This is a genomic window from Thermococcus waiotapuensis (assembly GCF_055384795.1).
Genome location: NZ_AP042429.1, coordinates 813,303 through 836,475 on the forward strand (window position 1 = coordinate 813,303; position 23,173 = coordinate 836,475).

At 51.6% G+C, this 23,173-nt stretch carries 26 protein-coding genes; 10 read left to right on the forward strand and 16 right to left on the reverse strand.

Going from position 1 to position 23,173, the window contains the following annotated elements; all coding sequences use genetic code 11:
- From ACZ47M_RS04570 to ACZ47M_RS04595, 6 genes are all read right to left on the reverse strand, one after another.
- Nucleotides 1–819 carry an ABC transporter ATP-binding protein gene (locus ACZ47M_RS04570; RefSeq protein WP_315340547.1) on the reverse strand — a complete coding sequence of 273 codons (819 nt, stop codon included), beginning with the start codon at nucleotides 817–819 and terminating at the stop codon, nucleotides 1–3.
- Entirely contained in the window at nucleotides 812–1,834 is a 1,023-nt protein-coding gene (locus tag ACZ47M_RS04575; RefSeq protein WP_315340550.1) for an ABC transporter ATP-binding protein, read from the reverse strand. Before ACZ47M_RS04575 ends, ACZ47M_RS04570 begins: the two co-directional genes overlap by 8 nt.
- A 4-nt stretch (nucleotides 1,835–1,838) precedes the next feature.
- Nucleotides 1,839–2,687 (reverse strand): ABC transporter permease, encoded by an 849-nt coding sequence (locus ACZ47M_RS04580; protein WP_315340553.1) that lies wholly within the window; start codon nucleotides 2,685–2,687, stop codon nucleotides 1,839–1,841.
- A gap of 9 nt (nucleotides 2,688–2,696) precedes the next feature.
- Nucleotides 2,697–3,704: an ABC transporter permease gene (locus ACZ47M_RS04585; protein ID WP_315340556.1), complete on the reverse strand. Its 1,008-nt coding sequence runs from the start codon at nucleotides 3,702–3,704 to the stop codon at nucleotides 2,697–2,699.
- A gap of 24 nt (nucleotides 3,705–3,728) precedes the next feature.
- Nucleotides 3,729–5,564 carry an ABC transporter substrate-binding protein gene (locus ACZ47M_RS04590; protein WP_315340558.1) on the reverse strand — a complete coding sequence of 612 codons (1,836 nt, stop codon included), beginning with the start codon at nucleotides 5,562–5,564 and terminating at the stop codon, nucleotides 3,729–3,731.
- 377 nt (nucleotides 5,565–5,941) lie between these two features.
- On the reverse strand, nucleotides 5,942–6,079 hold the full coding sequence (locus ACZ47M_RS04595; RefSeq protein ID WP_315340561.1) for a hypothetical protein: 138 nt from the start codon (nucleotides 6,077–6,079) through the stop codon (nucleotides 5,942–5,944).
- Between the two features lie 404 nt (nucleotides 6,080–6,483).
- On the opposite strand from ACZ47M_RS04595, the gene ACZ47M_RS04600 reads away from it, so the two are divergent.
- From ACZ47M_RS04600 to ACZ47M_RS04615, 4 genes are all read left to right on the forward strand, one after another.
- On the forward strand, nucleotides 6,484–7,140 hold the full coding sequence (locus tag ACZ47M_RS04600; protein ID WP_315340563.1) for a ribosomal biogenesis protein: 657 nt from the start codon (nucleotides 6,484–6,486) through the stop codon (nucleotides 7,138–7,140).
- Nucleotides 7,141–7,337: 197 nt separating this feature from the next.
- Complete coding sequence (locus tag ACZ47M_RS04605; protein ID WP_315340565.1) at nucleotides 7,338–8,483, forward strand: cation:proton antiporter; 1,146 nt, start codon at nucleotides 7,338–7,340, stop codon at nucleotides 8,481–8,483.
- Nucleotides 8,476–8,721, forward strand: a complete 246-nt coding sequence (gene pcc1 / locus ACZ47M_RS04610) for a KEOPS complex subunit Pcc1 (protein ID WP_315340568.1) — start codon at nucleotides 8,476–8,478, stop codon at nucleotides 8,719–8,721. The genes ACZ47M_RS04605 and pcc1 overlap by 8 nt, the downstream gene beginning before the upstream one ends.
- Nucleotides 8,722–8,832: 111 nt before the next feature.
- Nucleotides 8,833–9,918, forward strand: coding sequence for a hypothetical protein (locus ACZ47M_RS04615; RefSeq protein ID WP_315340570.1), 1,086 nt, complete (start codon nucleotides 8,833–8,835; stop codon nucleotides 9,916–9,918).
- A gap of 68 nt (nucleotides 9,919–9,986) precedes the next feature.
- Here ACZ47M_RS04615 and ACZ47M_RS04620 read toward each other — a convergent pair whose 3' ends face one another.
- The 6 genes from ACZ47M_RS04620 to pstS are packed head-to-tail and all read right to left on the reverse strand — an operon-like array spanning nucleotide 9,987 to nucleotide 15,025.
- Entirely contained in the window at nucleotides 9,987–10,583 is a 597-nt protein-coding gene (locus ACZ47M_RS04620; RefSeq protein ID WP_315340573.1) for a phosphate signaling complex PhoU family protein, read from the reverse strand.
- A gap of 4 nt (nucleotides 10,584–10,587) precedes the next feature.
- On the reverse strand, nucleotides 10,588–11,349 hold the full coding sequence (locus tag ACZ47M_RS04625) for a phosphate ABC transporter ATP-binding protein (protein ID WP_315340576.1): 762 nt from the start codon (nucleotides 11,347–11,349) through the stop codon (nucleotides 10,588–10,590).
- Nucleotides 11,346–12,176 carry a phosphate ABC transporter permease PstA gene (pstA, locus tag ACZ47M_RS04630; RefSeq protein WP_315340578.1) on the reverse strand — a complete coding sequence of 277 codons (831 nt, stop codon included), beginning with the start codon at nucleotides 12,174–12,176 and terminating at the stop codon, nucleotides 11,346–11,348. Before pstA ends, ACZ47M_RS04625 begins: the two co-directional genes overlap by 4 nt.
- Nucleotides 12,163–13,080, reverse strand: a complete 918-nt coding sequence (gene pstC, locus ACZ47M_RS04635) for a phosphate ABC transporter permease subunit PstC (protein WP_315340581.1) — start codon at nucleotides 13,078–13,080, stop codon at nucleotides 12,163–12,165. Before pstC ends, pstA begins: the two co-directional genes overlap by 14 nt.
- Complete coding sequence (locus ACZ47M_RS04640; protein ID WP_315340583.1) at nucleotides 13,077–13,874, reverse strand: sugar phosphate isomerase/epimerase family protein; 798 nt, start codon at nucleotides 13,872–13,874, stop codon at nucleotides 13,077–13,079. The genes pstC and ACZ47M_RS04640 overlap by 4 nt, the downstream gene beginning before the upstream one ends.
- A gap of 29 nt (nucleotides 13,875–13,903) precedes the next feature.
- On the reverse strand, nucleotides 13,904–15,025 hold the full coding sequence (pstS, locus tag ACZ47M_RS04645) for a phosphate ABC transporter substrate-binding protein PstS (protein WP_315340585.1): 1,122 nt from the start codon (nucleotides 15,023–15,025) through the stop codon (nucleotides 13,904–13,906).
- A 211-nt stretch (nucleotides 15,026–15,236) separates the two neighbouring features.
- Here pstS and ACZ47M_RS04650 point away from each other — a divergent pair, with 211 nt between their 5' ends.
- The 6 genes from ACZ47M_RS04650 (at nucleotide 15,237) to ACZ47M_RS04675 (ending at nucleotide 17,943) form a co-directional block, all read left to right on the forward strand.
- Nucleotides 15,237–15,590: a prefoldin subunit beta gene (locus ACZ47M_RS04650; protein ID WP_315340587.1), complete on the forward strand. Its 354-nt coding sequence runs from the start codon at nucleotides 15,237–15,239 to the stop codon at nucleotides 15,588–15,590.
- A 25-nt stretch (nucleotides 15,591–15,615) separates the two neighbouring features.
- The gene (locus ACZ47M_RS04655) at nucleotides 15,616–15,930 is read left to right on the forward strand and encodes a DUF3194 domain-containing protein (RefSeq protein WP_315341043.1); all 315 of its coding nucleotides are present in this window, start codon (nucleotides 15,616–15,618) and stop codon (nucleotides 15,928–15,930) included.
- Between the two features lie 73 nt (nucleotides 15,931–16,003).
- Nucleotides 16,004–16,987 (forward strand): DHH family phosphoesterase, encoded by a 984-nt coding sequence (locus ACZ47M_RS04660; protein ID WP_315340590.1) that lies wholly within the window; start codon nucleotides 16,004–16,006, stop codon nucleotides 16,985–16,987.
- Between the two features lies 1 nt (nucleotide 16,988).
- Nucleotides 16,989–17,327, forward strand: a complete 339-nt coding sequence (locus tag ACZ47M_RS04665) for a hypothetical protein (RefSeq protein ID WP_315340593.1) — start codon at nucleotides 16,989–16,991, stop codon at nucleotides 17,325–17,327.
- Between the two features lie 130 nt (nucleotides 17,328–17,457).
- Nucleotides 17,458–17,742, forward strand: coding sequence for a 50S ribosomal protein L44e (locus ACZ47M_RS04670; protein ID WP_315340595.1), 285 nt, complete (start codon nucleotides 17,458–17,460; stop codon nucleotides 17,740–17,742).
- A 3-nt stretch (nucleotides 17,743–17,745) separates the two neighbouring features.
- Complete coding sequence (locus ACZ47M_RS04675) at nucleotides 17,746–17,943, forward strand: 30S ribosomal protein S27e (protein ID WP_315340597.1); 198 nt, start codon at nucleotides 17,746–17,748, stop codon at nucleotides 17,941–17,943.
- 277 nt (nucleotides 17,944–18,220) lie between these two features.
- Here the strand turns inward: ACZ47M_RS04675 and ACZ47M_RS04680 are convergent, their stop codons facing one another.
- The 4 genes from ACZ47M_RS04680 to ACZ47M_RS04695 form a co-directional block, all read right to left on the reverse strand.
- Nucleotides 18,221–18,814, reverse strand: a complete 594-nt coding sequence (locus tag ACZ47M_RS04680; RefSeq protein ID WP_315340599.1) for an adenine nucleotide alpha hydrolase family protein — start codon at nucleotides 18,812–18,814, stop codon at nucleotides 18,221–18,223.
- A gap of 37 nt (nucleotides 18,815–18,851) precedes the next feature.
- Nucleotides 18,852–19,403 carry a DUF998 domain-containing protein gene (locus ACZ47M_RS04685; protein ID WP_315340601.1) on the reverse strand — a complete coding sequence of 184 codons (552 nt, stop codon included), beginning with the start codon at nucleotides 19,401–19,403 and terminating at the stop codon, nucleotides 18,852–18,854.
- Nucleotides 19,404–19,412: 9 nt separating this feature from the next.
- A complete protein-coding gene (gene thiI / locus ACZ47M_RS04690) occupies nucleotides 19,413–20,558 on the reverse strand; it encodes a tRNA uracil 4-sulfurtransferase ThiI (RefSeq protein WP_315340603.1) in 1,146 nt (381 codons plus the stop codon).
- A gap of 96 nt (nucleotides 20,559–20,654) precedes the next feature.
- Nucleotides 20,655–23,078: a PEGA domain-containing protein gene (locus ACZ47M_RS04695; RefSeq protein WP_315340605.1), complete on the reverse strand. Its 2,424-nt coding sequence runs from the start codon at nucleotides 23,076–23,078 to the stop codon at nucleotides 20,655–20,657.
- Nucleotides 23,079–23,173 lie beyond the last annotated feature (95 nt).

Below are 23,173 nucleotides of genomic sequence, written 5' to 3' on the forward strand. Positions count from 1 at the left end.
TCACACCTCCAGGAAGTCCTCCCATTTTCTGTATATCGTCGGGACACTCTCCACCAGGGTTTTTGTGTACTCATGCTTCGGGTTGTCAATTACCTCCTGGGGGGTGCCTTCCTCGATTATTTTCCCCATGTACATTATGAAAACCCTGTCTGAGATGAAGTAGGACAGGCCAATGTCATGCGATATAAAAATGATGGAGCTCCCCAGCTTATTTCTGAGCTCCTTGAAAATCTCCACTATCTTGCCCCTCGTTGAGACATCGAGCATTGAAACTGCCTCGTCCGCTATTAAGAGCTTGGGCCTCAGTATCCAGCTCCTTGCAATCATTACCCTCTGAAGCTGTCCTCCCGAGAGCTGGTGGGGATATTTTCCCAAGAGTTCCTCTGGGTTCAGACCCACTGCTTTCAGAGATTCTTCCTTTAATCTCCTCCCCTCCTCCGACTTGGGGTCAACGTCTATAAGCTCCAAAGCCTGGTCGAGAACCCTGTCTATCCTGTAGAACTCGTTGAAACTTCCCATGGGATTTTGAAAGACTGCGTGCACCTGTCTCCAGTACTCTTTTCGTTCTTCCTTCGTTTTTATGTCCTTCCATATGTCCTTGCCGTAGAAGAGCATTTTTCCAGAGGTGGGGGGTATCAGCCTGAGGATAATCTTTCCCAGGGTCGTTTTTCCCGAACCGCTCTGTCCTATCAGTGATATTATCTCCCCCTCCCTCACAGTGAAGGACACGTCATCAACGGCCTTGACCTCGATCTTCTTTATGAAACCCGAAGTGAAGATTTTGGTGACATGGTCACAGACCAGCATTTCTTTAGACATTTTCCCTACCCCCTTTGTACAGCCAGCAGGCGACCTGGGTCTCGTCAATCTTTATCAACTCTGGTTCCTCTCTCCTGCAAATCTCCATGGCGTAGGGGCATCTTGGATGGAACCTGCACCCAGTCGGGGGATTTATCAAGTTTGGAGGCTGTCCTGGAATGTAAGAAATGCCTTTTTCCTTTCCTTCAGGTTCTATTGATGCCACAGACTCAATGAGGGCCTTGGTGTACGGGTGAAGGGGCTCCTTGATGATTGATTCAGTTGGCCCAGTCTCTACGATTTTTCCGGCGTACATAACGGCTATGCGGTTTGCTATCTGCCTCACCGTGGATATATCGTGAGTTATGAAAACTATGCTATCAACGAGTTCAAGTTTTCTGAGCTTGATCAGAGACTTCAGAACTATTTTTTGCGTCGTAACATCAAGTGCCGAGGTAGGTTCGTCCACTATCAAAATCTCGGGGTTCAGTAGTGTTGCCATAGCCAGCACTGCCCTCTGCCTCATTCCGCCGCTTAGCTGGAAGGGGTAAAGCTCGGTTACGTAATCGGGGAGATCCAGTTCGGTTAGCCTTTCTTTCGCCTTTTTAACAGCCTCCTGGAAGGTAATACCGCTCTCGTTGGATCTCAGGACATCGTAGGCTATTTTCTTAATTTTTATCGTTGGCATAAGGGCGTTCAAAGCATCCTGAGGAACATACGCTATGTGCCTTCCCCACAGAGTTCTCTTGACCTGGTCTTTACCTTTAAACTGGGTTATCTCGAATACGGTCCCATCCCTGCTTATAATCTGTAGTTTCCCTCCCATGTATTGCAGGGGCGGGGTAAGATCCATCATTAAGGTTTTTGCGAGGGTGGATTTTCCGCATCCGCTCTCACCAACCAGGCCCAAAATATCGCCCTCGTAAATTTCCAGGTTAACGCCATCAACCGCCTTTACAAGATACTCGGTGGTTCCCTTCAGCTGTCGGTAGTACGCCCTTAGATTTTCCAACACCATTCTTTTGTTCATTGCCATCACCTTACATCTCCCTCAATCTTGGATTGAACACCTGTTCTATTCCGGTGGCTATCAAAAGCAGGGAAGTCGATAGCGCAATGAGCAGAATTCCTGGAGGGATGAAGACCCACCAATGGCCCAGGAAGTATGATTGAGTGACTGCGGCGAAGTAGAGCATTTTTCCAAGGGTCATTATGTGTATTGGCGTCAGTCCCAGTATGCTTAAGCCAACTTCCGCGTTTATTCCTATGTTCATAAAATTCACAAAAGCGACCAGAGTATACGTGGTGACGTAGGGAAGCAGGTCGAAAACCGCTATCCTCATGTCTCCGTATCCTGTCATCCTGGAGAACTGCACAAAGTCCCTTTCCCTAAGGCTCAGGAACTGCGCCCTTATTGCCCTTGCAAACCATGGCCACGCTGTTAAGGATATTATAACTGCCACGAGGGTTAGCCCGGCATTTCCAAGACCCACGTAGCTGGCTATGATAATGGCCAGCAACACGTTGGGTATCGTGAGGACGACGTTGGTGAATGCCATCAGACTTTCGTCTATTAGCCCGCCTTTTATCCCTGCTATTATCCCTATTGTAAGGCCTATGGCGATGGAGAAGATTCCGGTCAGTAATCCCACATAAAGGGAATTTCTAATGCCGACTACTACCTGAGCAAGGATGTCTCTACCAAATTGGTCTGTTCCGAGGAGGTAGTAACTGTTGGGAGGAGACGCCGGAGGCCCTGCTGGGTCAAAGGGGTCAACCGGGTACAGGTAAGCTCCGAATAGTGACAGTAAAATCTCAAACACCAGTATACTGAAGCCTATCACGAACCTTTTGTTCTTGAAGAGCACATAAAGTATTTCCTTGTCCATGGTCTCACCTCACTCCCTGGTCCCCAGGCGTATTCTCGGGTCTATCAGCACGTAGATAAACTCGACTATGAAGTTGGCAAGGAGCAGTGTTCCAATGAGAATCAGGAATATTCCCTGTATCATGGGGTAATCCCTGGATCCCAGGGCCCTTGCAAGTAAGATGCCCATTCCCTGATAATTGAAAAGCTGCTCCGTAATTATCTGCCCGGCCATGACGGTCCCCAGCTGAATAGCTATCCCGGTCACTTGCGGGAGCAGAGAGTTTCTGAGGACATATCTAAATATAATCTCGTCATGTACATTGAGCATTTCGGAGAATTTGACATAGGTTGACCCCAGTTCCATTGCCGCCAAGACCCTCATTCCTATTATCCATCCGCCCGTGCTGACCAGGGCTATGGAAAGGAAGGGGAGTATGTAGTGATGCAGGTAACTTTTTATGAACTCCCAGTTGAGAGAAGGAGCTAAGGTCGGATCATATGCAGAACCTGATGGGAACCAACCCAAGTTAATTGCAAAGACGTATATAAGCACCATCGCCATCCAGTAGTAGGGGATCTGGGAGAGTATTATGCCCGTTGAGACAACGCTCTTTTCGAAGAGAGTGCCCCTTCTGTAAGCGGCCCTTGCACCAAGGTAATTTCCTATTGTCCATGCAACCAGAGTAGCCGGCACGAGGAGAAGCAGAGTCCATGGAAGGTGCCATGCTATCAGCTGTGTCACCGGCTGTCTGTAAGAAGTGATGGAGGTTCCAAGATTTCCTGAGAATGCATTTTTGAGGAATTCAAAATATTGGACGTAGAGGGGTTTGTTCAGTCCAAATTCCTCCACAAGTCTTTTCTGGTACTGGTCCAGCAGCTCTGGGGAGAGTGAACCCTGGGAAAGTCCAGCTATAATTTGCTGCACTGGATTGCCAGGTGCTATTCTGGGAAGAACGAAGGCTATTGTCACTGCCACAAAGTAGGTAACAAGTAAAAAAGAAAGTTTAATGAGGAGGTACCTGTATATCGGCCGCATTGATAGCCACCACCACGGTATTTGTCACTTGGACAGCTTCCTAACTCCTATTACAATGATTATAACGGCTATTACGATTCCCAAAATTCCAGCAATGAACCTAGAGCTGCTCACTGGTGTTTGTGGTTGTGTTTGTGTCCCAGTTCCTGGGGTTGAGGAAGTCGTGAAGGTCTCGGTTACGTTGACTTCAGGCACGAAAACTCCGCTGAGCTGGGAGAGGACTTCCTCGTTTGGTATCAATATACCCCCCTCATCCTTGGGCTTTGCCCACTGCGGCGGGCTAACGGGCTCTCCCTTCTTTGAAAGTCCAAAGAGCAGCCATAATGGTAGGGAGTACTCCCTGTACGGTGCCACTTCCGTCCACCAGGGGTTATCCTGATCGGGCCATCCGGTCCAGTATTTTTCGCTATAGGCATACCACTGGACTGAATAGGCAATTGGGATGGCTGGTATATCCTCATATATTAGCTTCTGAATCTCAGTGTAGTACTTCATGAGCTCCTCGGAAGAGTTTGCTTTTGCCGCTTCAACAAGAAGCTCTAGAGCCCTGGAGTTGTTGTAGAAGCCCCAGTTTGCGGTTGGGGGTGTGAGCCTTGGGTCGAGGACGTATCTATACGTGTCCCACGGGTGGTAGAACGAGGGTGAGTTTGTCCATCCTAAGGCAAGGGTATATCCAGCGCTGTTTATCATGCCCCACCATTGACCATAGTCAACGGGGTTTGCCACCACGTTCAGTCCAATCTTTTGGAGGTCGTGGGCTATCAAGTCTGCGGCTATCATCCAGTCGGTCCATCCAGTCGGAACTATTATGTTTAGCTGGATCTTATCACCGCTTGGAGTCTCTAGGAACCCATCTCCATTCACATCTTTGTATCCCGCCTGAGCAAGAATCTGCTTGGCACGCTCCGGATCATAAGGTATCTTCCCCTCGGGGTTGCCCCAGTACTCCTGGGCAAGTGTGGTGTTGAGCCAGGTTCTGTAGTGGGGGAACACCGTAAACACCAGTGACATTGAGGGCTGTGGAGAGTAGTCATAGAACGCTTTCGTGAGGACTTCCTGGTAGTTTATTGCATAGGCGATGGCTTTTCTTAAATTGGGATCCTGAAGGATGGGGTCTTTGTGGTTGAAGTAAAGCATAACAAACGCTCCCGGCCTAAAATAAGGCTCGCCTTCGTAGAATGTGCCTATCTCCTTAAAGTTGCCAACGTTGGGGATAAATATACCTGACCAGTCAACGTTTCCCTGTCTGAGATCAAGCAACGCCTGTTCGTTGCTCAGGTAGATTCTGTGAACTACGTATTTCGGGCCTGGCAGGCCAAAGATGTCTTTGCCCCACCAGTCGTCTATCCTCTCGTAAACAATTCTGAGCTCGTCGAAGTAGTAGAGCTTATAGGGCCCGGAAACCACCTGCGGGACGTTTATGGTCACGTCGCCATTATCAGTAGAGATTACATCGTCACATGTTCCTCCGCAGTTTCTCCAATCTATGATGTGGTTTCCGACTTTTTGATAGACCTGTTCGATTATGTGCTTTGGAGCAGGGGCAAACTGAAGCGCATAGAGGAGGAACATCGGGAGGTTCTTCTCAGGCCCTATTGTAAACTGGACCGTGCGTGGGTCAATTGCCTTAACGTCCCCGATATAAGGCTCGGAACCGGCCGCGGGCCCGGAGCCAATTTCCCTCGAAAGCTCGAAAGTGTACACAACGTCATCTGCGGTTATCGGCTCTCCGTCGCTCCACTTAGCCTCAGGGCGCAGGTGGACTGTAAGGGTGGTCTCGTTTACGAGCTCAAAGCTTTCCCCTATAATCGGCACCCAGACGTTCAGACCGGCTATGTACTGGAATAGCGGAAGGTACATGAAGCCTCCGGTAATGTATGTTCCCCAGGTCTGGGAAGGTGAAAAGAGGTTCCACGTTGATGCCGGGCTCCACTGAGCTCCAGTTACGAAGAGTGTATCTTCTCTGGGAAGGGAAACCTCCGCACTTATCGGCTGGAGTCCCAAAAATGACTCCACGAAAACAAAAAGCAAAAGCATGCTGCTAATTTTCTTTTTGCTCACCATCCTTGTTTCCCCCTGAACATGTTTTCTGTAATGATCATCTGTGCACGACCTTATAAATTTATTGGATTTTTATAAAATAGGAAACGTTTTATAGTTTGAGGGCTCAAAAATATCCGCAGGTATGGCATGGGAGCACTCAGAAGGACTTTAGAAAGTGGGCAGCTCCTCAATATTTAGAGCTTCATCCCGGGCTCAGCTTTTTCTTTTGAAAACATCACCTTGGAGGAGGGAACGTCAGCGCTCCAGCGGCTTATAAGGGCAAAGCCGAAGAGGTGATAGACCGTCAGGGGCTCTCCCGCGAGGAGGCTCATCGCGACAGCTGGTGCTGGGGTTAATTATTGAGGTGGCCTTTGACAGTGCGCTTTATGGAACCATACCAAACCCGCTGGCCCAGGGCTATTACCAGTCTCGGCGAGGGCGAACTTTGAGAACTCCACACCTTTGGCGATCGCAAGGGGGAGGAGAAAAAGAAAGTCGAACGTGTTCCTAAGGGCCGCGGGCCAGAGAACAGCGGAAGCTACGGGCGCGGAGAAAGCTGCGAAGCTGATGAGAGTAAGAATGAACTGTATTATAACCGGTTCGAGGCTGTAGATGAACATCCCAGCAAAGCAAGCAGAGTCCCGGCACCTCTCTGGTTCATGTCCACTGGATAATCCGGAATAAGAATCTGCCGATGAGAAAGCTTTTTAACCATGCACTCGAGCTTGGGAATGCAATGATGCTGATAACGACTTCCCACAGACCAACGAGGAGGACGAGGAGCTTCGGCCACGACCTGGAGAAGGTCTTCCCTAATTCACTCTATTTGACTAGGGGGAAGAAGACCATCCAGGACCTGCTCATGGAGGCCTACGACAGGAACTACGAGAGGCTTTTGATAATTAACGTCTGGAAGGGGAACCCGCTTAAGATGACCTTCATCAAGGTCGATCCAAACGACTGGGGTTATCTGGGTTACCTGTACCTCCACGGCATAAAACTCCAGCGCGAGATGGGGCACAGGGATATAAGGCCCCTCCGCGAGGAGATGCCCTTCGTTGTAACCACTGCCAAGCGCGTTGGGCTCGACCACGTCGCCTTTGCTCAGGCCTTTGCGGAACTCACGGGTGGAACCTTCGTTCCTAGGAATGAGCTCTCCCTTCAGGGTATATCAAACAAGTACAACACGGACGTCCTCGGCGTTATCGAGAGACACCCGCGCGGGATGGCGGTCAACTTCTACCGCTTCGACGTTGATAAGGAGAACCCGGTCGGCCCCCTCATAAGCGTCAAGATATGGATAATGGAGGACGGGAGGAGATGGGACTACAAGGAGGCCCTCGGTCTGAAAAAGGAAGATGAGTCCTTAGAAGACTCTTTAAGTTTGGAGTAGAACTCATTATATGAGCCGCGTTCACCTTTACCTGAAGAGCCGCCTTAGGGGAGGACTCCCGGTCTGTCTTCCACGGGCAATTCAACCCTGACGGGCCTCTTCCCCGGAAGCGCGATTCTCTTTCCCAAACTCTACAAAGCTTAACCAGTTCCAAAATTATTTAAAAACAGAAAGACTATACAATCAGGGGTGCGGCTTTGACGTTTAACGTTATAGGCTACGTCTTCATCATAATAGCAACTGCAAGGATTTTTGCGGAGGTCTTTGAGAGGATTGGTTATCCCGGCTTTCTGGGGGAGATAACCGCAGGTCTTACCCTTGGGGTTTTTCTCCACGACCTTCCGCGCGATGACCTAACTCTCATGGCTGAGTTGGGCATATTTTTTCTCATGATGTACGCAGGCCTGGAGCTCACCCCGGAGGAGGTTCGCATAGGCGGGAAGAAGAGCTTCCCAATTTACGTTGTAACGCTGACCACGATGGGTTTGCTAACTTTACCGCTCACCAGCTACGAGTTTCGAGCCGAGAACCTTATAGTGGCCTCAATTCTGGCCGTCGCATCGGCTCCTATAGTCATAAGGCTCACGCGCTTTTTTGGTCACGAATTCCTCCACATAGCGCTCTCGTATGCAGTCATAAGCGAGGTTGGAACACTCGTAATCCTATATATCATGATAAACTTCGAACTTCACCACCTTAGCTACTTCGAGCTTTTCCTGGAGTTGGCAAAGTATGCCCTCTTCTTGACGGTGACCCTCGGGATAAACTATGTAATTGGGATAAAGCAGAAAGTCAAGATAACCCGGGCCCTTAGAAATCTCAGAAGCGACGAGGCCGTCTTTGGTGTGGTGATGATACTGGCCACTTCACTCGCGCTGATAAGTGAGGAGATTGGCCTGCACTTCAGCATAGGGGCGTTTTTGGTCGGTCTAATGCTCCACAGCGACCTTATTGGAACGAAACATTTTGAGAGAGTCTACACAATCATTTCAGGGGTTACCTACGGTATCTTCGCCCCTATATTTTTCGCTTGGAGGGGGATAAACCTCAAGACGGAGTTCTCCCTGGGGATGATTTACTTTTTTGCCGTGATATACCTCGTGAGGTTACTACTAACTACAGTACTCGTCTGGGAGCGCAACGTTAAGGTCTCTCTAAGCCGGGCCACTGGAATAGCGAGCTTTGGAGTTCTCGGCCTCCTTGTGGGGGAGATTGGTTACTCCTCCGGCGTGCTGAGCGAGCACATGTATGCCGTTGCATCTCTGTCAAGCATACTGGGGATCTTCGTCTCCGCCAGTATGGGACTCCTCATCAGCCACATGGGAGGGAGCAGAAATGAATGAGCCGATAGAGGGTTACATAGAGATTGAGTTCCCAACGGAGGAAGTGGCGAGAATCGTCTACGAGAGCGTTCTCTACGAGCACGAGAGTGTCCCTTACAGACGGAGCAGGATAGAGTTCCTGAGGGACGGAAAAAAAGTGGTGATCCGCTTCTTAGCAAAGGACAACTCCGCCCTCAGGGGGACGCTGGACTCCTATCTGAGGTGGATTAAGGTCGCGATGGAGTCGCTGGAATTCTGACCTCTGCTCCGAAGGAGGTCTCTCATAATGAAAAGTAAAGTACATTAGACTCGAAAAGCTTAAATATTATAATTTCTAACTTGAAGTTGACGACCCGTTGGAGGGGGTCGAATGCGACAAAAAATGTTATGGTTCGTGCTTGGGGTATTGGTTGGAAGCCTTTTTGTTGTTTCAGCTTATCCTCAGGGCAGTAATTCTTCGACAGATTCAGTTTCTGGAGTTCATCTAACAAACCGGGATGTCCCCACGGTTTTGACGGGCCTAAAAAATGGTAACTTTGAGGTTGTTGACTCTCAACTACTAAAAACTCTGGTCGATACAAGAGTTATCCCCTGCGCTCCAATCTTCGAGAACAACACACTCTACGCCGTGAAGATTCTTCCGGACGGCAAGTTCTTCATATACGCGGGGACCAACATAAAAGACGTTGACAAGTTCCTTGATGATGCCAGGAGAGAGTTCTCCAGGGTAGACTGGAACCGTGAGGTCATCCTTGAGGTAGAGCCTTCCGAGTTTTCTTGGCAGGTGAAGGTTAATGGAGAGCCCACTGAAATCTACCCCCCTATGGCAACAACAACGGTGAGTGCTTATATTGAGGGGATTCTTGAGTGGAATTCCTACGATAACTGGAAACCCTACGGCAGGTTAAAGCTTGAATGGGAAGTTTACAGGCTTGCGGACGTAGACCCAAGTAACGATTACCGGGTTGTGGACATGAAGACCTACGTCTGGTCAGGGTATTACCTCTATGGGGACAGCTGGAAGATTGACAAAGTTAAGGTTTACGCCAACGTTAAGCCCGACGGGAACAGTGTTTTTGGGCTGGTGGATTTTGGCCCGAGCCATAACGTTGATGCATACAACTCAAACACCCAGTCCACGATTTCATACACCTTAGGAACGGGAGGCGCATCCATTGCAATAGACCAAGTAATCAAGCTCTTCAAAATAACAGTTGATACCAACGGTGACTGGGTCAGGTGGACGTACGAATTTAACAGAAACGGGGAAAGTTATGCTGACGGCTGGGTTAAGCTTGAACCCGGGTATCAGTTTGTAACTCACGTTCCAAGCTCCCCAACAACAGCTCACCAAAAGCTAGAGGCTTCAATTGAGACGGTATATCCCCACCTACTTTGGTTCGACGATCACTGGACCGGTTCAGTAAGCATAGACTGGATATGGAGCATCGGGTGACAGATTTTTGGTGGATTTTAATAAATTTTTAGAAGGGGGCTTAACGTCGCGATGGATTCCCTCGAAATTTAGACTCTCTTCCCCTCCCTGATGTAGACAACCCGGGCCCCTATCTCCTTTGCGTGGTCGCTTATCCTCTCAAGGTGGCGCATTATGAGGGCCTCAAAAGGAGGGCATTTCTCCTGTTTTATTCCGCGAAGGGAGCTGATGTAAAGCTCGTCTATTTCCTTATCGAGCTCAAGGAGTTTCCCAAAGTTCGCCTCTTCGAGGTTTTGAAAGGCTTCTATGGCAGTCTTTAGGGCCTCTTCAGTGAGGGAAAATCCCCTTTCGAGCAGAGGAGTAAGGTGGACGGACTCAACGATTCTCGCTGTTCTCTCTATCTCCATCGCGTAGCGTGAAACCCTGTAGAGGTCGTAGGATACATCAATGGAGCTCTGGATGAAGCGCAGGTCGCCTGCCACCGGGGAGTACCTAACGAGGAGTTCTGTGGCTATGTCAAGGACTTCTTCTCGCATTATATGCAGTTTGCTCGATATCTCTTCGACGGAGTTTCTTTCCCCTTCCAAGCTTTTCCTGGCACCTTCAAGGGAGAGTAAGGCCGTCTCACCCATTTCAGTTATAAGCTTCCTCAGCTTTTCCATACCTAAGTCAAGGAGCTTCCTCATAACATCACCCCAATGCCCCGGTAACATACTTCTCGGTCAGCTCGTGTTCGGGGTTCTCAAACACCTTCTTCGTCGGGCCTACCTCTATCAGCTTCCCCAGGTAGAGGAAGGCAACGTAATCACTTACGCGGGCGGCCTGGGCCGGCGAGTGCGTCACGAGTACTATTGTGTAGTCATTCTTAAGCTCGAAGAGGAGCTCCTCTATCTTCACGGTTCCGACAGGGTCTATGTTAGCCGTCGGTTCGTCCATGAGTAGCACCTCGGGTTTCATTGCTAAAGCCCTCGCTATTACAAGCCTCTGCATCTGGCCGCCGCTCAGGTTGCTCGGATAGTCATTCAGGCGATCTTTAACTTCGTCCCACAGGGCCGCCTTCCTGAGCGCCCACTCGACCCTCTTGTCAAGTTCTTCCTTCGAAGACACCATCCTGTTGAGCTTCGGGCCGATGGCCACGTTGTCGTAGATCGTTAGGTGGGGAAACGGGTTGGGGTATTGGAACACCATGCCAACGCGCTTCCTGACATCCATTGGGTCGACATCTTTACCGTAGATGTTTTCTCCAAAGAGCAGGACTTCTCCTTCAACCCTCGCCTCATCGTTCAACTCTATCAGCCTGTTGAAGGTTCTGAGCATGGTGCTCTTTCCGCAGCCGCTCGGTCCCATCAGGGCGAACACTCCTTTCTCAGGTATCTGGAGGTCAACCCCCGTTATCACGTGGTTTTTTCCATAGTAAACGTGGAGGTTCTTCGTCTCTATAGCAAACTTCACATTTTCACCTCCTTCATGCTGAGCCTCACCGGAAGGAAGATGGCCAGGAATATGGTCATCAGGACAAGCGAGGCCCCCCAGGCCATGGCGTGGTCTTTTGGACTTGGGCTCTGAATGAGCCGGTAGATTAGGAGCGGGATTGCTCCGATGGGCTTGGTTACGGATTCAGGATAGCTTTCGTAGAGGCCCCCTGCTGTGAAGAGTAGTGGAGCGGTTTCCCCGGCGGCCTTGGCGAGGCCTATCAAAACTCCCGTGAGGATGCCCTTCTTTGCCATTGGTGCCAAAACCCTGAAGAGAACCTTTGCCCTCGTTAGTCCTAAGGAGAATCCCGCCTCGCGATAGGTGAAGGGGATCTCCCTCATCGCCTCATGGGTGTAAATTGCAACATAAGGCGTGAGTATTATCGCCAGTGCGAGCGCTCCGGCTATTGCGGAGTAGGTTCCCATGGGAACTACGACAACCTGCATGACGAACACTCCGACGAGTATCGTCGGGAACTCTATCATTATCTGGAGCAAGACCTTTGTCCACCTCCCTATCGTGCTCTTCGGGTATTCATAGGCGTAGAGACCGACGAGGAACGCTATCGGAACCCCGATAAGGGCAGACAGGAACGTCAGAATAAAGGTTCCCGCTATGGCTGGCCCTATGCCTCCTTCTTTGAAGGTTCCAAAGAAGAAGGTGACACCCCTTTCAAGCACGACGGGCAGGCCCTTCGCTACGACAGTTAAAATGATGTGGAATAGCGGGAACAGTGCGAGGCCCGTGAGTATAGCTATTAAGGCCAGGAAGACCCTCTCAACTAATTTTCTGTTAAAGGTGAACATTCTCCTCCCACCCCTTGAGAATTTTCAGCCCGATGACGTTCACCACAAGACCTACCACGAAGAGTGCTAGTCCAGCCGCGAAGAGGACCGGGGTCATGTACCCATAGATGAAGGCATTCCCAAACTGGCTGGCGATGAGAGACGAAACGGTATAACCCGGCGCAAAGAGCCCAATTTCAACGTTGAAGGCGTTGCCTATGACGAGGGAAACTGCGACCGTCTCCCCCACGGCCCTTCCGAAGGCCAGTATCATGCCCGATACTATGGCGGGCTTTATGTAGCCGAGGAGAATTCTCGTGGCCTCAAACTTCGTCGCCCCGAGGGAGTAGACCGCCTCGCGGTAGGTGAAGGGGATCATCGAGTATGCCTCCCTGATTACGGCCGAGGCGAAGGGAGTAACCATTATTGCCAGGAGCACACCGGCCGAGAGGTAGGAGTAGCCAGTAGCTGGGGGGTAGGAAAAGAGTGGAATGAACGAGAGGTGGTCGTGTAGTGGTTTCATAACCCAGTCCCTCAGGAACGGGACAAGGAACGTTGCACCCCATACTCCGTAGATTACAGTTGGAAGGCCTGCCATGATGTCTGACATCACTATCAGGGGCTTTTTAAGTCGCTTTGGGGAGTAGTCAACTACGAAGAGGGAATACGCTATGGCCAGCGGGAGTGACAGGAGGGTCGCTATGGTCGCGGTGTAGATGCTTCCCCAAATGGCCGCAAGAAGGCCGTAGTCTTCTAACTCCGGTTCTTCGGCCGCTTTCCAGATGTTCCGCGTGTAAACTCCCAGTCCAAAGCGGTGGAACGCAGGGCTGGATTGGAAAAAGTAGACGAGGAGCATCAAAGTAAAGAGGATGAACACGAAGAAAACCGCAGGATACGTAAGTGCCTTGAAGCCGTCCCGTTTCATAGAGACCCCTCCCTTACGATTTTCATCTCTTTACCCTCCCGGATGGCGTTTATCCCGGCAATAACCCCCATTGGGTTTGAATAGTTTCTAACCTCAAAGACGACGTTCTCGGGGCGGAAGTTCTCAATCATTCTAAGGATATAGCGAACCCCTATCATGCCCTCGCCAGGCGGGAGATGTTCGTCTCTTTCTCCGTTGTTATCATGGACATGAAACTCACGGGCGCTCCTCGAGAGAACGTCAAACTCCTGGAGTGGAAGTCCGTATCTCATGGCCGTTAAAAAGGCGTGTCCAACGTCGAGACAAACGGCCGAGTTCTCGCCGATAAATGGAATTAGTTCGTGGGGAAAAGCTCCTATCCTTCCCCCTGTAAGGTTTTCAACTAAAAGTCGTACCCCATAGTCCCTAGCCAAAGCCTCTATTTCCCTGAACTGCCTAAGGGTGTTCATGAAGGCCCTGTGGTAGTCCCCGCGAATGTCGCCGCCGTGGATGATGATGTCCTCGGCGTTGAGAGCACTTGCGATCCTGAAGACGTTCTCCATAACACTGATGTTCGTCCTGGTGTAAACGCCGAGGTTGAGGCTCACGTTCCTCCCGTCCGAGGTCGGAGCATGGAGAGTAAAATCAAAGCCGAGTCCCTCAAGGTTCCCGAGGGTCTCCCAGTTTATACCCTCCTCAGTGAGCACTTTCACGTCATCGAAGCTAAGCTCAACAAAATCCACGCCGAGTTCTTCGAGGGAAAAGCCCCTTCCGGTTATCTCCTTCACTATGAATGAGTTCACTCCAAACCCCATAGAGACCACCAAAATAAATTGAAGAAGAATCAGCCGGTCTGAATCATATCAACTGCCTTCAGACCGATCTGGGCCACTTCTGGCGGAAGGCCGACGTAGCCAGGCGCGATGTTCTCAGATTTCTGCCCCTCAGTTAAAACCCACCTCAGGAAGTCCTTTATGGCCTTCGCCTTTTCCGGGCTGTAGTGTTTTCCTTCCTTGTTCTGCCACACGAGGAAGTGTGTGAAGGCCACTATTGGGTAGGAATCCTTTCCAGGGGCGTTGAGGAGCTGTGTCAGGTCCTCCTTGTAGCCTTCGGTAGGGTCTGGTATGTAGGCCTTTAGCGCCGCCACGGCAGCTTTGATGCTCTCCTCATCTGGCTTGACGTAGTAGCCGTCCCTGTTCTTGAGCGCAACCACCTTCAGGTTCTCCTCTATGACAAAGGACAGCTCGGTATAAGCTATGCTGTATTCAGTCTGTTTGAGGGCCTGGACAACCCCAGGGTTGCCGTTTCCACCGATACCCCTCCCGAGCTTGTCCGCAGGCCAGTCAACGGCCTTCCCGGCCCCGACCTTCTCGGCCCACTCCCTGCTCACGAGGCTGAGGTAAGTGGTGAATATCGCCGTCGTCCCGCTCGAGTCGCTCCTGTGTATGACTATTATCTTTTCGTGGGGCAGGTTCGCATTGGGATTGAGTGCCTTGATTGCCGGGTCATCCCAGTACTCTATTTCACCCAGGAATATCTTTGCGAGGGTTTCGCCGTCGAGCTTGAGTTCATCAACGCCAGGGATGTTGTAGACAACGACAGCGGCACCAACCACTATCGGGAACTGGAGGGGTTGATCTCCTGTCTTGAGGAACTCTTTCCAAGTTGACTCCGTGACCGGTGAATCTGTCCTGCCTATATCAGTTAATCCCTTGAGGAAGGCATCCTGCCCCTGTCCGCTTCCGCCGCCCTCGTACTCGATAGTAACGCTGGGATTGGACTCCATGTATATCTGAATCCACTTCTGTACCTGGTACTGCGGGAAGGTCGCTCCCGTGGTGCGGATGGTTACGCTTTTTGCGGAACCTGTAGTGTTCTGGGAATCGCTTTTGGAGGTTATGCATCCGCTCACGGCCACTGAGATCGCCAGCAGAAATACCAACAATACCGCGGCTACTTTCCCCATGGTGTTCACCGCTATTTCCTGATTGGGAAGAAATATAAAGATTGTCGCAGTAGAATATAGAGCCCTACAAATAAGCATATAGTTCCGGATAAACTATATTCAAAAGGGTTTTGGACAGCTGACTGCGCCCGGTTTCTGACTTCCCCATACCCAAACTATTTAAAGGCCTCCCCTTATTCTAGCTGGAATTACGATTACGGAGGTGTTTGGGATGCAGAACATTCCGCCCCAGGTTCAGGCCATGTTGGGTCAGCTTGAGAGCTATCAGCAGCAGCTTCAGCTCGTCGTTCAGCAGAAGCAGAGTGTTCAGGCCGAACTAACCGAAGCTAAGAAGGCCCTTGAGGAGATAGAAAAGCTGCCTGAGGATGCGGTCATCTACAAGACGGTGGGGACGCTCATAGTTAAAACCGAGAAGGCTAAAGCAGTTGAAGAACTAAAGGGAAAGGTAGAGACCCTCGAAGTCCGCCTCAACGCCCTGGAGAGGCAGGAGAAAAAGCTCAACGAGAAGCTCAAGGAGCTCACCGCGCAGATACAGTCCGCCCTAAGGCCGCCAACCGCCGGTTGATTTCTCTTTTCTTTTGGTGGTGGTCATGAACAGCGGCGAGAGGAAAGTTATCCACATCGGCCTTCCAGAGCTGGGCGAGGAGGAGCTGATTGAAATCGGCGAACTGGCGCAAAAGGTCATTATAGAGCATATCTTCGATGTCCTGAGCAGGAGCGACGTCAAAGACATAGAGGTGACCACGAGGATAAATCGGGATGAAACCCTTGACCTTGAAATCGAGGTTTATCTCGAGGTTCCCGTCTTCGTCAGGGTGGACGTTGATTCCCTGATCAGCGAAGCCCTTGAAAGAGCCTACGAGAGCGTGGAGAAGAAGCTGAAGGCGCTGGCCGCCAAAGGTTAGATCGGGGCCCGGATCATGGGGCGAGGTAGCTAGGCTCTCTGTTGAGGATTGAAGAAATCTTGGAGGAACCGGGATGAAAGGCAAAATAAAGCTCAGGCGCTTTCTTGAAAGCTCAAAGGATAAATCATTCCTCCTCCTCTGCCACCACAACGCCGACCCTGATTCCTTGGGTTCAGCCATAGCTTTCGCCCACTACTTAAAATCAGCAGGCGTTGAGAAAGTCAGGATAGGCGTCGCCCAGAGCGTATCCTCCTACGCCAAGAGGCTTCTCACCTTCTCCCCGGTTCCGGTTGAGAAAAATCCCTCCGTTGAGGAGGACGTCGTCCTTATTTTCGACACGTCGTCTTTAGAACAGCTCGAGCCCATCAAAATTCCAGAGGGGAAGACTGTAATAGTCATCGACCACCACGTTGAGAAGGACAGTCCGATAAGGGCAGATATAACGGTGGTGGACTCCTCGAGAACTTCAACGGCCGAGGTCGTCTGGGAACTCTTCAAATACCTCGGTTTCTACAACGAGACCGCCGTCCAGGCCCTGCTCGCCGGAATCGTCACGGATACTGCAAACTTCCGCTTTGCCAACGCGAAGACCTTCGAGGCAGTTTCGGAGATGCTTGAGCGCTTCCCGTTCCAGATGGGGGAGATATTCCAGTTAGTAGCGCCAGTAAGCGATGAGAACATGGATCAGGCGAAGAGAATGGCTATCCTGAAGGCCTGCCAGAGGCTGGAGATAAAGAAGTTCCGCAGGTACATCATAGCGGTCTCAAAGGTTTCCGCCTACGAGTCTCTCGCCTGCAAGACGTTTCTGAGCCTTGGAGCGGATATAGCGATAGTGGGGAGCGAGAAAAAGGACGTCAGAATCTCGGCGAGGGCCAGGGAAGGGCTCGTAAAGAAGGGCCTCCACCTCGGCAGAGTCATGGAGAAAGTGGGGCCCCTTATAGAGGGCTCCGGTGGCGGACACGCCGGGGCCGCCGGGGCGAACGGAAAGAAAAACCTCGATGAGGCCATTAAGCTCATCCTGAAGGAGATCGAGGGGTTTTTGAAGGGGGTGGATTGAATTGGCCAGGTGCCCGCTTTGCGGCTCGCCCCTTGACTGGGGGGAATTAATTGAGGAGATGCTGGCGAAAAGGGGTAACGAAATGAAGGAAATCCTGTCGGACAGGGGGAGATTCCTCAACGAACTCCGCGAGTTCGCTTTCAAGTGTCCCAACTGCGGCGAGGAGTTCTATGGCAAAAACCTCCCTGAGAAAGAAGCCGAAAAGGTCTTCGAGCTGCTTAACGAGTTCAAAGGCTCGATAGACTGGGAAAGCGGCAGGGTGAGGCTGAGACTCAACAGCCTTCTGGCGCTTGACACAATGCTGGAGGAGTGGGACAGGAAGATGAAGGGAAACCGTTGAATTCCCCATCCGCAAAACTTTTTAAAGCCTCCAAGCAATCGGGGTTTGCAGGCGCTATCATGCCTCATGGCTCGGGGGTGTCCGAAGCAAGCAGGTAGGAACCCACCGGGCCCCTGCTGGAGGTGTAAGCATGAAGTACCCAAAGCAGATGAGGACCTACTGCCCGTTTTGTAGGAAGCACACGATCCACAAGGTCGAGAAGGTCAAGAAGAGACCAAGGAGCGAGCTCAGCCAGGGTCAGAGGAGGTTCCGCAGGATCCTGAAGGGTTACCGCGGCTTCCCAAGGCCGAACCCGACGGGAAGAGAAAAGCCAGTCAAAAAGCTCGACCTCAGGTTCGTCTGCACCGTCTGCGGTAAGGCCCACACGAGAGGAAAGGGCTTCCGCGTTAAGAAGTTTGAGATGACGGAGGAATGAGCTATGGCTCTCCCGCAGAACCTTATACCCATGCCCAGGAGTAAGTTCCTCCGCGTCAAGTGCATTGACTGCGGAAACGAGCAGATAGTCTTCAGCAACCCGGCGATACAGGTTAGGTGCCTGGTTTGTGGAGCCACCCTCGTCGAACCAACCGGCGGAAAGGGAACAGTCAAGGCTAAGGTATTAGAAGTTCTCGAGTGACCCTCTTCTTTCTTTCTCTTGGATTAGTGTGGCCCGCCCGTAACCCCCGCCTTCATCCAAGCCAGACGGCAGAATCGGACGGGTTAACCCAGGCGGGCCAGAACTGTGCCCGGTCTGGGTTTCCCGCGGTCATCGTGCTCCGTAACGCGGAAGGCCCTCCCGCGAGGACCTCGCTGAGACCGGGCTGTAGCCCCCGCATCGCCCCCCGGTTCATTCTCCCCGGGGTCCTCGCGCAGGGGCATTGTAGGTTGGTGGAGAGGTATAAAAGCTTGTGGTTTTATCGGAGAACGCCTTCCCTCACGAGCCCTTCCTTTATTTTGAGGAACTCCCCAAGGGAGCCCCTCACGATGGGATACTTAGGCACGAAGGGGCACGGCTCTTCAGGCTTTATGCTGACCTCAAACGTTCCTATTTCCTTGGCTATCCGGACTGTCTCCTCCTTGTCCATTCCAATGAGGGGCCTCAGTATCGGCAGATCGCTGGCGGAACTTATTATGGCCAGGTTGTCGAGGGTCTGGGAAGCGACCTGGCCAAGGGAATCTCCAGTCACTATTGCCTTTGCCCCAATCTGGTGCCCTATCTCGCAGGCCTTTCTCACCATCGTCCACTTGCAGAAGAGGCACGTCCACTTGACCTTTCCCAGCTCGGCGAGCTTTGAAAAAACGGGCCCCTGCTCCTCGTAGGCGTCAACGAATATGGGCTCGTTGAGCTTTCCGTAGCGCCTGAGGATTTCGTATAGCTCCATCACCTTGGACTCCTTTTTAGGGCTCTGCCTGAAGTTGAGGGGCGTTATCTCCAGCCCTTTTCGGAGCATGAGGTAAATAGCGACCGGGGAGTCTATGCCCGAGCTTAGGAGTGCGACCGCCTTCATGGTCCGGGGTGGGAAAGGGGGATATATGAAGTTTTTCCTATAGTTGAGAACACAGCCTGAGCAGACCGATGTAGACGAACCACGCGAGTATCGTTATTGCGCCGACCATCTCCGGAATGGCCAAACCCCTGAAGACGTGGGCTTTTATCAGATAAAGCATCAGAATGAAGGTGAAGATTGCCAGAACTGACCACAGGTAGCCGGGTGAAACCCCGGAGCGGCCGAGCTTAATCCCTGTTATGGCTATATCCGCCAGCGCGATGAGGTAAAAGAGAACCGCGGCTGGGGAATGATAGGGCAACTCCTCCGGGAAAACGCCCACGAGGAAGAGAGAAACCGATGCAAAAATCATCAAGTAGCTGAGGCCGCTTCTGAATGCCCCAACGGCCGCGATTAGGGTTATAACTGCGAAGGCCATCAGAAAGCCGTTGAAGTACCACCTCTCAGGATTTTTGAGCGAACCCATGTCGCTGAGGGCGTTATTGGTAAAGGAGAACCACGGGTTTTTGCCCAGCACGACCGTGAGGCCGGCCAGGAATATCACGGGAAGAAAGACCGAGATATAAGCGGACAGCTTTTCGAAGTTCATCTTACCACCTCAGCACTCCCTTTTCTTTGGCTCCTCTCCGAATATCGCTTTGTAGAGCTCCTTAAACTCCTCCCACGAGCCCCTTATGACCGGGTGCTCCGGTATGAATGGTATCTCATCCTCGGGAAGGGTGGAGAGCTCGAAGGTGCCGATTTTCCTGGCTATTTCGACTATCTCCTCCTTGTCCATCCCTACGAGCGGGCGGTATACAGGCAGGTCGCTCGCCTGGCTGACGATGTACATGTTCTCGAGCGTCTGGCTGGCCACTTGACCGAGGGAGTCGCCCATGACTATGCCTTTGGCGCCGAATTCCTTCGCTATCTTGGCCGCGTTCCTCACCATCATGAACTTGCAGAAGACGCAGGTGTAATTCTCCTTTTTCATCTCCCTGAGCTTCTGGATGATTTCTTCGCGTTCTTTTGGTTTTACAACGATGAGCTCGCTCTTTCCCCCGTAGTGGTACTTCTTCAGCTGGTTCCATATCTTTCTGACCTTTTCGAGGGTTTTCTCGCCCATGTAAATGTGGACCGGAATCACCTCGACGCCGCGCTTCATCATGAGGAAAGCGGCGACAGGAGAATCTATGCCTCCGCTCAGAAGAGCCACGACCTTACCCTGTGTCCCTATCGGCAGGCCGCCCCAGGCCCGGATTTTGTCGACGTAGATATAGGCCCTGCCCTCCATCAGCTCCACTCCAATCTCGATGTCATAGTTGTGCAGGTCAACCTCGCCCTCCTCGTTCTCGAGGAGGTACTCACCGACTTTCGCCTGAACCTCCGGACTCTCGAGTGGGAACTCCTTGGTTATCCTCCTCGCGGTGACCCTGAATTTAGGCTTTTCAAGCCCGAGCTCGCGCTTCTTCTTCCTGAAAAGCTTGAGGGCCGTTTTGTTTATCTTCTCCATCTCAGCGTCAACTTCCATTGCCGGCGAGAGCGAGACGATACCAAAAACCCTTGTGAGAACCTCAACGGCTTCTTCTGCCCTGTTCGTCCTCACCAGAACGCGGCCGTGCTTGGCTTCGACCTTCTTGAAGTCAATCCCCTCGCTAACCAGGGCCTCGCGGATGTTGTTCATGAGCAGGCTCTCGAACCATCTCCTCGTCTGCCTCGACTTCGTTCCGATTTCCCCGTATCTGACCACGAGTACGTTGAACACACTATCACCCTTGGCACCCTTTAAAACAGGCCGTCCGTATTACAAGGTTTTGCCCTCTTAAATGTTACCCTAAATGGGAGAAAAGGAGGGAAAGGTTCACTTCCTCCGCAGGAGGAACAGTGCCGCAGCCAGGCCAATTATGACTACCACAGCTATTATCGCCGCTGTTCCAGCTCCACCCTCTCCCTTGCTTGTCGTAGTGGTTGTGGTGGTCGTAGTAGTCGTGGTTGGCTTGGTGGTAATGGTTGTCGTAGTTGTTGCAGTAGTGGTTGTGGTAACTGGAGATGTGGTCGTTGTGGTTGTAGTAGTGGTCGTGTGAGTTGTGGTCGTTGTAGTGGTCCCCACCGGCCTGAGGGTTATGTTCTCGATTGCAGTCTTTCCAGGCTCGATTGTTACAAACGCGTAATAAGTCTCGTATCCGTCCTTAGCAACTTTGAGCACGTAAGTTCCAACGTGGACTTTGTAGTTTTCAACTGGGGTTGTTCCGATTAGCGTGCCGTTGAGGTAAACTTCAGCACCAGCGGGGTTGGAGTAAACCGTCAGGAAGCCAAAGGTCGGTGTTAGGGTGACGCTCAGAGTCTTGCTTTCACCAGGAGAGAGTGTTACAGTGGTTACGTAGTCCTCGTACTCGGGCATACTAAGCCTTACTTCATAAGTTCCGGGGGTGACATTAATGCTGAGCGGTGTTGTCCCCATGTAAGTTCCGTTGAGATAGACTTCAGCTCCCGAGGGGTTTGAGTCTATCGTTAAGCTTGCCGGCCGGGGGTTGAGCTGGGCGTTGATCGTTGTAGTTTGCCCCGGATTTATCGTTACAGTCGTCGTGTAATCATAATAGCCCTCTTTTGTCACTTTCAGGGAGTGTTGTCCGACTGAGAGCTTGTAATTCTCAATCGGAGTGTCCCCAATGTAGGAGTCATCGATGAAAACCTTGGCCCCGTCAGGGTTGGAATAAACCGTCAGGAAGCCAAAGGTCGGTGTTAGGGTGACGCTCAGAGTCTTGCTCTCACCGGGAGAGAGTGTTACAGTGGTTACGTAGTCCTCGTACTCGGGCATACTAAGCCTTACTTCATAAGTTCCCGGGAGGAGGAACGTCTGCAGGGGTGTTGTCCCGATCTTGGTTCCGTTTACGTAAACGGTTGCCCCCGGGGGAGTGGATTCAACTGAGAGCGTCGCGGAAGAGTAGAGGTTGTTTACTACAATGTTCCCGGTGACATCTTTTGGAGCCACCGCCGTTGGCTGGGGACTCACCGGTGGCACTGAAACCTGAGCGCTCGTGGTTGCAAGGCTCGGCTGGACACTGGCCAGCAGCGGGTTCTGTGAAAGTCCGCAGCCGCAGTTCGGAAGGTTCCCATCAAAGGGTATGGTGAGGACCATGACGTCGCCGGATGCACCGAAGCTCCAGGTGGTTCCAGCGAGACGAATTGCGGTGGAATCGTTTTCTAGAGCCATGCTGGAGAAGTATTCGTCCGAAACTCCACCGTATGTTCTTGACCATTTGAGGTAGCCATTTCCGTCGAGCATCATAACCCAGGAATCTTCTCCACCCAGACCAAAGCTGTAGGTACCTCCTACGGCCAATATGTCGCCGGCGGGGGTAATGGCTATGGAATTAATTTCATCGTCCCTGTTTCCGCCGTAAGTGCGGGCCCACAAGAGGTTTCCGTTTCCGTCAAGCTTCATTAGAAGGGCATTCTTGTCGTTAATATCCGAGGTGTAGCCTGCAACGATTATCTGGCCGCCGGAAGTTACTAAGACGGAGTTTGCGGCATCTTCGTTGGAGTTCAGGTCGTAGCTTTTCTCCCACAGGATGTTTCCGTTTCCGTCCAGACGAAGAACCCAGACTTCCTGGAAGCCAGTTCCAAAGCTCAGGGTGTAGCCGGCAACGATTATGTCCCCGTTGGGAGCAACGACAACCGAAGTGCCAGCATCGTCATCGTTTCCACCGTAGGTCTTCTGCCACTTGAGGGTTCCATCGGCACCAAAGCGAAGAACCCAGAGGTCACTCCAGCCCGCACCAAAGCTTTCAGTCTGCCCGACCGCTATTATATCTCCATTGGGTGCTATGGTAACCGCGTTTCCAACGTCGGTATTACTGCCGCCCACTGCCTTCTGCCACTTAACGCTTCCGTTTTCGTCCAGATAGAGAATCCAGAGATCCTCTGAACCATTTCCAAAGCTCGTCGTGTAGCCAACCGCCACTATGTTTCCTCTGGGGTCCACAGCTATCGAGTTAATCCAATCGTAACCGCTTCCGCCGTAGGTTTTCGCCCACTTTACCTGCCCCTGGCGGTCAAGCCTCATTATCAGGGCATCACTTTTGCTCGAGCCAAAGCTCTCCGTGTAGCCCGCGACTATAACGTCGCCGTTTGGGGCTATGGCCATGGCATTACCGCTGTCCCATCCAGAACCACCGTAAGTTTTGACGTAGTAGTAAGGGCTTTCCTGAGCGCTTGCTCCGGAGGCAAATAACAGAAGGGCCCCCAACAGCAAAAGGACTAATGCGGCCTTTTTCGATTTCATGCATATCACCTCAGCAGGAGTTCGATGTTTAGTGGGAAAGCGGATAAATAAATGTTGCGGAAACGCCACCAATGTCCTTTCAATTTCTTCCAGTT

Coding starts and splice junctions, on each gene's coding strand:
- ACZ47M_RS04620 (WP_315340573.1), bottom strand. CDS start 10,583: ATGAGGAAGCTCCTTGACTTAGGTATGGAAAAGCTGAGGAAGCTTATA.
- ACZ47M_RS04685 (WP_315340601.1), bottom strand. CDS start 19,403: ATGAACTTCGAAAAGCTGTCCGCTTATATCTCGGTCTTTCTTCCCGTG.
- ACZ47M_RS04675 (WP_315340597.1), top strand. CDS start 17,746: ATGGCTCTCCCGCAGAACCTTATACCCATGCCCAGGAGTAAGTTCCTC.
- ACZ47M_RS04600 (WP_315340563.1), top strand. CDS start 6,484: ATGATGCTGATAACGACTTCCCACAGACCAACGAGGAGGACGAGGAGC.
- pstA (WP_315340578.1), bottom strand. CDS start 12,176: ATGTTCACCTTTAACAGAAAATTAGTTGAGAGGGTCTTCCTGGCCTTA.
- ACZ47M_RS04585 (WP_315340556.1), bottom strand. CDS start 3,704: ATGCGGCCGATATACAGGTACCTCCTCATTAAACTTTCTTTTTTACTT.
- ACZ47M_RS04575 (WP_315340550.1), bottom strand. CDS start 1,834: ATGGCAATGAACAAAAGAATGGTGTTGGAAAATCTAAGGGCGTACTAC.
- pstS (WP_315340585.1), bottom strand. CDS start 15,025: ATGGGGAAAGTAGCCGCGGTATTGTTGGTATTTCTGCTGGCGATCTCA.
- ACZ47M_RS04670 (WP_315340595.1), top strand. CDS start 17,458: ATGAAGTACCCAAAGCAGATGAGGACCTACTGCCCGTTTTGTAGGAAG.
- ACZ47M_RS04680 (WP_315340599.1), bottom strand. CDS start 18,814: ATGAAGGCGGTCGCACTCCTAAGCTCGGGCATAGACTCCCCGGTCGCT.
- ACZ47M_RS04595 (WP_315340561.1), bottom strand. CDS start 6,079: ATGAGCCTCCTCGCGGGAGAGCCCCTGACGGTCTATCACCTCTTCGGC.
- ACZ47M_RS04695 (WP_315340605.1), bottom strand. CDS start 23,078: ATGAAATCGAAAAAGGCCGCATTAGTCCTTTTGCTGTTGGGGGCCCTT.
- ACZ47M_RS04570 (WP_315340547.1), bottom strand. CDS start 819: ATGTCTAAAGAAATGCTGGTCTGTGACCATGTCACCAAAATCTTCACT.
- ACZ47M_RS04655 (WP_315341043.1), top strand. CDS start 15,616: ATGAACAGCGGCGAGAGGAAAGTTATCCACATCGGCCTTCCAGAGCTG.
- ACZ47M_RS04640 (WP_315340583.1), bottom strand. CDS start 13,874: ATGGGGTTTGGAGTGAACTCATTCATAGTGAAGGAGATAACCGGAAGG.
- ACZ47M_RS04650 (WP_315340587.1), top strand. CDS start 15,237: ATGCAGAACATTCCGCCCCAGGTTCAGGCCATGTTGGGTCAGCTTGAG.
- ACZ47M_RS04590 (WP_315340558.1), bottom strand. CDS start 5,564: ATGTACCTTCCGCTATTCCAGTACATAGCCGGTCTGAACGTCTGGGTG.
- pcc1 (WP_315340568.1), top strand. CDS start 8,476: ATGAATGAGCCGATAGAGGGTTACATAGAGATTGAGTTCCCAACGGAG.
- ACZ47M_RS04580 (WP_315340553.1), bottom strand. CDS start 2,687: ATGGACAAGGAAATACTTTATGTGCTCTTCAAGAACAAAAGGTTCGTG.
- ACZ47M_RS04660 (WP_315340590.1), top strand. CDS start 16,004: ATGAAAGGCAAAATAAAGCTCAGGCGCTTTCTTGAAAGCTCAAAGGAT.
- ACZ47M_RS04615 (WP_315340570.1), top strand. CDS start 8,833: ATGCGACAAAAAATGTTATGGTTCGTGCTTGGGGTATTGGTTGGAAGC.
- pstC (WP_315340581.1), bottom strand. CDS start 13,080: ATGAAACGGGACGGCTTCAAGGCACTTACGTATCCTGCGGTTTTCTTC.